Annotated in this window: 7 protein-coding genes; 3 read left to right on the plus strand and 4 right to left on the minus strand. The window is 62.1% G+C overall.

What is annotated here, in order from left to right; all coding sequences use genetic code 11:
- On the plus strand, nt 1–1,360 hold a 1,360-nt coding region (locus tag ACXJ7R_RS22445), incomplete at its 5' end, for a putative bifunctional diguanylate cyclase/phosphodiesterase (protein WP_457153769.1).
- Nucleotides 1,361–1,374: 14 nt separating this feature from the next.
- On the opposite strand, the gene ACXJ7R_RS22450 is transcribed toward ACXJ7R_RS22445, so the two are convergent.
- Nucleotides 1,375–2,292 carry a LysR substrate-binding domain-containing protein gene (locus ACXJ7R_RS22450; protein WP_457153770.1) on the minus strand — a complete coding sequence of 306 codons (918 nt, stop codon included), beginning with the start codon at nt 2,290–2,292 and terminating at the stop codon, nt 1,375–1,377.
- A gap of 93 nt (nt 2,293–2,385) precedes the next feature.
- Between ACXJ7R_RS22450 and ACXJ7R_RS22455 the strand changes: the two genes are divergently transcribed.
- A complete protein-coding gene (locus ACXJ7R_RS22455) occupies nt 2,386–3,141 on the plus strand; it encodes an SDR family oxidoreductase (protein ID WP_457153771.1) in 756 nt (251 codons plus the stop codon).
- 56 nt (nt 3,142–3,197) lie between these two features.
- Here the strand turns inward: ACXJ7R_RS22455 and ACXJ7R_RS22460 are convergent, their stop codons facing one another.
- Complete coding sequence (locus ACXJ7R_RS22460) at nt 3,198–4,088, minus strand: fatty acid desaturase family protein (protein WP_457153775.1); 891 nt, start codon at nt 4,086–4,088, stop codon at nt 3,198–3,200.
- 113 nt (nt 4,089–4,201) lie between these two features.
- Between ACXJ7R_RS22460 and ACXJ7R_RS22465 the strand changes: the two genes are divergently transcribed.
- Nucleotides 4,202–5,134 carry a LysR substrate-binding domain-containing protein gene (locus ACXJ7R_RS22465; RefSeq protein ID WP_457153772.1) on the plus strand — a complete coding sequence of 311 codons (933 nt, stop codon included), beginning with the start codon at nt 4,202–4,204 and terminating at the stop codon, nt 5,132–5,134.
- Between the two features lie 10 nt (nt 5,135–5,144).
- Here the strand turns inward: ACXJ7R_RS22465 and ACXJ7R_RS22470 are convergent, their stop codons facing one another.
- Nucleotides 5,145–5,417, minus strand: coding sequence for a DUF3303 domain-containing protein (locus tag ACXJ7R_RS22470; RefSeq protein ID WP_457153773.1), 273 nt, complete (start codon nt 5,415–5,417; stop codon nt 5,145–5,147).
- Between the two features lie 17 nt (nt 5,418–5,434).
- The coding region (locus ACXJ7R_RS22475) for an ATP-grasp domain-containing protein (protein ID WP_457153774.1) at nt 5,435–6,040 on the minus strand (606 nt) is incomplete at its 5' end.

Here is a 6,040-nt window from a genome sequence, read left to right on the forward strand (position 1 = left end):
GATGAGTGGTGGCGGCTGGGTCGCCACGTTCGACGACGTCACCGAAAGCAGGCTGGTCGAGGAGCGCATGACCCATCTTGCGCATCACGACACGCTGACCGGACTGCCCAACCGTTCGATGCTTCGCGAACGGCTCGACCAGGCGCTGGAGGATGCGACTTCACCGCTGGCGATCTTCTCTCTCGATCTCGACCGCTTCAAGGCGATCAACGACACCTTGGGGCATCCGGCCGGCGACTGGCTGCTGAAAAGCGTGGCCGAGAGGCTGCGGCGTTGCCTGCGCGATGAAACAGACATCGTCGCCCGTTTCGGCGGTGACGAGTTCGTCATCATCCAGTCCAACTTCAAAGACCTTGCCGACGCGGAAAAGCTGGCGAAACGTATCGTCGAGGCGATCGCACAACCGTTTCGCGACAAGAGCCGGGAGATGCATGTCGGCATCAGCCTTGGCATCGCCGTTTTCCCCGACGACGGCAGGGATGCCGATACGCTGCTGAAGAACGCCGACACGGCGCTGTACCGGGCGAAGAGCGAAGGACGCAACCTTTACCGATTCTTCGAGCCAGCAATGGACGCCACGGTGCAGGCGCGCCGGGCGCTTGAGGTCGACCTTGAGACAGCGTTGCCGCGCCACGAATTCGATCTCGATTTCCAGCCCATCATGAACATAGGCTCCGGCGGGATCGTCGGCGCGGAAGCCTTGATGCGCTGGCATTCGCCGACACGCGGCACGGTGGCGCCGGACAACTTTATTCCCGTCGCCGAAGAAACCGGGCTGATCGTGCCGCTTGGCGAGTGGGCATTGAGGAAAGCCTGCGTGGCGGCGGCAAGTTGGCCTTCCCTGCGCATTGCGGTCAATGTCTCGGCCGTGCAGCTCAAAAGCGGCGGCTTTGCCCGCAGCGTCATCTCGGCGCTGGCCTTCTCCGGCGTCCCGGCCAGCCGGCTCGAACTGGAAATCACCGAAACCGTGCTGATGGACGAAAGCGAGACCGTGCTGAAGACGTTGCGTCAATTGCGAGGGCTGGGCATCCGCATTGCGCTCGACGATTTCGGCACCGGCTATTCCTCGCTCGGCTATCTCCGGCGTTTTCCGGTCGACAAGATCAAGATCGACCGTTCGTTCATCCGCGACATCGGCAATCGCGACACAGCAGCAATCGTTCGCACCATTATCGGGCTGGGCGCCGAGCTCGGCATCACGGTCACCGCCGAGGGTGTCGAGACCGAGATGCAGTTTGACTTTCTGCGCGTCAATGGCTGTGTCGAAGCGCAGGGCTATCTGATCGGGTTGCCGTCAAGGGCGGCGGATATTCAGCGCCTGCTGATGCCAACCGTCGCCGCCTTCGGGCAATCCGGTTGAACCGGCGGTACCCGCTATTTCGGCCCTGGCCAACTTGGCTGTGACAGATGCGCGGCCATGAAACCGGCGACGGCTTCGACCTTGGCGGGGCGCGAGCGTGCTGAGGGCGTGACGAAATACAGCGCGCCCCTCGGCAAAGTCCAGTCGGTCAGGATCGCTTCCAGGCGCCCATCGGCAAGGTATTCGCCGGCAATGAATTCCGGCAGCTCGGCAATCGCCATTCCGGCCAGCACTGTTGGAACCAGCGCGTCAGAATTGGTCACCCGCAATGGCCCGGAGGGCGTGACGGCCTCCCTGTCACCCGCGGCATTGCTGAAATGCCAGACGTCCTGCCGAGGACGATAGGCATAGCCAAGGCAATGATGCGCGTCGAGGTCGCGCGGCGTGCCTGGACGGCCATACCGGGCGAGATAGGTCGGTGCCGCGACGATGAACGGAGCAATGCTGCACAGGCGCCGCGCAACCAGCGAGGAATCCGGCAGGACGGCAATCCGGAGTGCTGCATCGAACCCATCACCGACCAGGTCAACGACCGCATCGCTCAGATGCATATCGATCGACACGTCGGGGTAGAGTTTGAAGAAATCAGGAAGCAACGGCGCAACGCACCGCAGCCCAAACGACATCGGCACGGCCAGACGTACAAGGCCGCGCGGACTGGCCGACAGCTCGCGTGCCGCATTCTCGGCATCCTCCGCGTCACGGTAGAGGCGCGACGCCCGCTCGGCGAGACGATGACCAAAATCCGTGAGGGCGAGACGCCGCGACGTGCGGTTGAAAAGCCGCGCGCCAAGCCGCTCCTCCAGTCGGCTGACGCCACGCGATACTGTCGCCACCGACAGGCCGAGCACGCGCGCGGCGGCAGCAAAGGACCGCTCCTCCGCGACTTTGGCGAACATGGCCAATCCTTCGAAGTCCGGAACTTTCGACATCACCAATCCTGCAACGATTGTTTGCAAACATTGCTATTTCGAAAAGAACTACCTGTCCATATGTCTCTGTCACCGACAACAGGAGTGACGAAAATGACACGGAAACTCGAAGGAAAGATCGCCGTGGTTACCGGCGGCAGCAGCGGCATCGGCCTTGGCATCGCCAAGCGCTTCGCCTCTGAAGGCGCCCATGTCTACATCACCGGACGGCGCCAGGCCGAGATCGACAAGGCCGTCACGGCAATCGGGAAGAACGCCACCGGCATCCAGGCCGACTCGACCAGTTTCGCCGATCTCGACCGACTCTATTCCAAAGTGAAAGCGCAAAGCGGCCGGATCGACGTGCTCTCGGTCAATGCTGGCGGCGGTTCCATGCTGCCGCTCGGGCAGATCAGCGAACAGCACTATGATGAAACATTCGACCGCAACGTCAAAGCCGTGCTGTTCACCGTGCAGAAGGCGCTTGGATTGCTGGTGGACGGTGCATCGGTGATCCTGACTGGTTCGACCACCGGCTCAACTGGCGCGGCGGCGTTCAGCGTCTATGGCGCGTCGAAGGCGGCCCTGCGCAATTTTGCCCGCAGCTGGATTCTCGACCTGAAGGAGCGGCAAATCCGCGTCAACATTCTCAGTCCCGGTCCGACCCGTACAACGGGTCTCGCCGAGCTTGCCGGACCTGAGGCCGAACACCAGAAGGGTTTGCTCGATTTCCTTGCCAACCAGGTGCCAATGGGCCGGCTCGGCGATCCCGATGAGATCGGCAAGGCGGCCGTGTTCCTGGCCTCGGACGATTCCAGCTTTGTCACCGGCGCCGAGCTGTTCGTCGACGGCGGTATTGCGCAAATCTAGCCGTCGTACCGGTCGCGTCTTCAAGCAGGGCGCGACCGGTATGCAACCGCGCAGCATCAGCGCAATGTCTCGATGTATTTTTCGTGGAAGCTGACATAGCCCGGTTCGACAATCTTCAGATGCCGCTCGATCAGCGCATGAAACTCCGGCAATTGATGAAACGGCACGCCGGGATAGGCATGATGCTCGGCATGGAACGGCATGTTCCACGCCAGCTTGCGCACCAGCCAATTGGTCAGCGTGGTCCTGGTGTTCTCCAACATGTTGGCGACGAATGGACAACGGCCATGCTCGGCCAAGAGATAGAGGCGCAGAAATGGCTGCCCGAGCAAGGCCGGCACGATCCAGACGTAGAGGAGCACCGTAAGCCGGAAATAGACGGCCAGCAGAATGACCCCGGTATAGAAGGCAAGCATGGCTTGCGCCTCGACGCGCACCTTGGCGTAGCCTTTTGGCGGCACATAGCCTTCCCGGCCGCGGCCCTTCGCATTGCCACAAAGCGTCTTGAGGTGCCCCCACCACACCGGGATGCCGGAGACATGGACGAGGTATTGCCTCCATGTCTCCGGTTTGGGGAAAGCCAGTTCCGGATCATTGTCCGGGTCCTGGGTGTATCGATGGTGGGCGAAATGGAAATAGCGGAACCAGTCCGCAGGCAGCCCGATCGCCAGGCTGCACACCCGCGCCACGGCATCGTTCAGCCACTGCGTTTCGAAGGCCGTGCGATGCACCGTCTCGTGCAGCAGCGTGAACAGGAAGACGATCAGGATGCCTTGCGGCAGCATCAGCAGCGGCCAGAACGGGACCTTGGCGGCGATCAGCGATCCGATGATGATGATCGCACCCCAATGAGCACCAAGTTGGACAAGGCCCGCGACGTCTGATTTGGCGGTCAGGCGATTGCGCTCTTGCTGCGTCAACGATGCGATTACGTCGCGATGGTCCACTGGCGTCATCCGGAGTTCGAAAATGTCGACGCCCATATCGTATTCAACAAGAAAGCTTTCTGAAAACGATGAATTATGCGATTTAGATAAGGTCAACTTATCTATCGGGCAGCATGATCGCTTTTCCATCCTTGCGCGGACTCCAGGCTTTCGAAGCGGCGGCGCGTTCCGGCAGCTTTGCCGCGGCAGCCCAGGAGCTGTCCATCTCGGCTGCCGCGGTCAGCCAGCTGATCCGGACCATCGAGGACCAGATGGGCCGCAAGCTGTTCAACCGGGTCAACCGCCGCGTCGTCCTCACCGACGCCGGCAGGGAAATACTGCCTCGGCTGACAACGGCATTCGGTGAGATCGGCAGCGTGTCACGCGAACTGGGCGGCGCCGAGTTCCGCTCCCGGCTCGTCGTGTCAGTCCCGCCATCCATGGCGATGGGCTGGTTGTCGTCGCGTCTGGCGGGCTTTGTCGCGGCCCACGGCGCTGTCGACATATCGCTCAGAGGCGAAGACGACCCGGTATCGTTCGACCGAGACCTGATCGACATCCGCCTTTCCTATGGCCGTTCGCACTATCGCGACCAGGCAACGGAAGACATCGCCAGGGATGCCGTCTACCCCGTTTGCGCCCCTGATCTCGTTGCGACGAACAGATATCTGGACGGTACCGCCCTCACCGGTCTGCCGCTGATCCACACCGACTGGGGCCCAACGGGCGCGTCGTTCCCGTCCTGGCGCAACTGGTTCGAAGCGATGGGCATCGAGCCTGGCCGGGCAGCGCAACGCGGCCTTTCGGCGAATTCGTCACGGGCCGCCCTTGATCTTGCCATTTCCGGCCTTGGCGTGGCGCTGGCGCAAGGGGTCTACTGTGCCGAAGCGCTGGAAGACGGCCGGCTGGTCAGGCCGCTGGCCCAGGCGCTGGAGCTGCGCCAGCCTTATTGCCTGACAATCCCGGAACGCAGCGCGAGACGCGATGTGGTGGCGGCATTTCGCCAGTGGCTGATCGAGGAATGCGTGCGCACGGTCAAATCGCCGGCGCTGACCGAGGGCCGTTGACTGCCGCCTCTCAGAGGTGCCCGCTCAATGCCTCCACCATGTCCTTGTTCGTCGCCACGGGAACGATCTCGAACTCCACCAGATCGGCCCATTCGATGACCCAGCGCTGCAGCAGCGTGACGTCATCAGCCTCCACCAGCAGGAAGCAGCGGCTCATATCCGCCGCGATCCAGCTATGGTGCACGAGCAACTCGTCCGGCTTCAGGCGGCCGCGATCGCTGAAGCGACGGTAGATATCCTTGCGATCGCAACCGCGAAAGTCCTCGATCACGACGAACAGCATATCCACCCCCGATCAAATTAGCGCCCCGGCCGGTCCAGCCGCTCCAGGAACCACTGCGTCAGCCGCACCCAGACCTCGTCCTTTTCGCCGGAATCTTCCCAGCCATGGTCGAGGTTCGGATTGTCGTTGACCTCGATGACGAAGACGCCATCTTTGGTTTCCTTGAGGTCGACGCCATAGAGCCCGTCACCGATGCAGCGCGCCGCCTTCACCGCCGTCTCGACGACATGCGCCGGGGTTTCCTTCAGCGTGAAGGTCTTGATGCCGCCCTGGTCGGGTTTGCCGTTGGCCTTGTGGTTGACGATCTGCCAGTGCTTCTTGGCCATCAGATAGTGGACGGCAAACAGGGGCTGGCCGCCGAGCACGCCGACACGCCAGTCATATTCGGTCGGAATGAACTTCTGCGCGATCAGAAGATCGGAATCCTCCAGCCATTCCGTGGCGAGCGTCTTCAACTCCTCGAAGTCAGCGCATTTCTTGACGCCGCGCGAGAACGACGAATCGGGGATCTTCAACACCAGCGGAAAGCCGAGCGTCTGCGCCGCCAGTTCGAGATCCGAGCTGCCGGCGATCATCACCGTCGGCGGCACCGGCACCTTGTTGTAGGCCATCAGCTCGTTGAG

The sequence above is a fragment of the Mesorhizobium sp. P5_C1 genome, assembly GCF_054049815.1.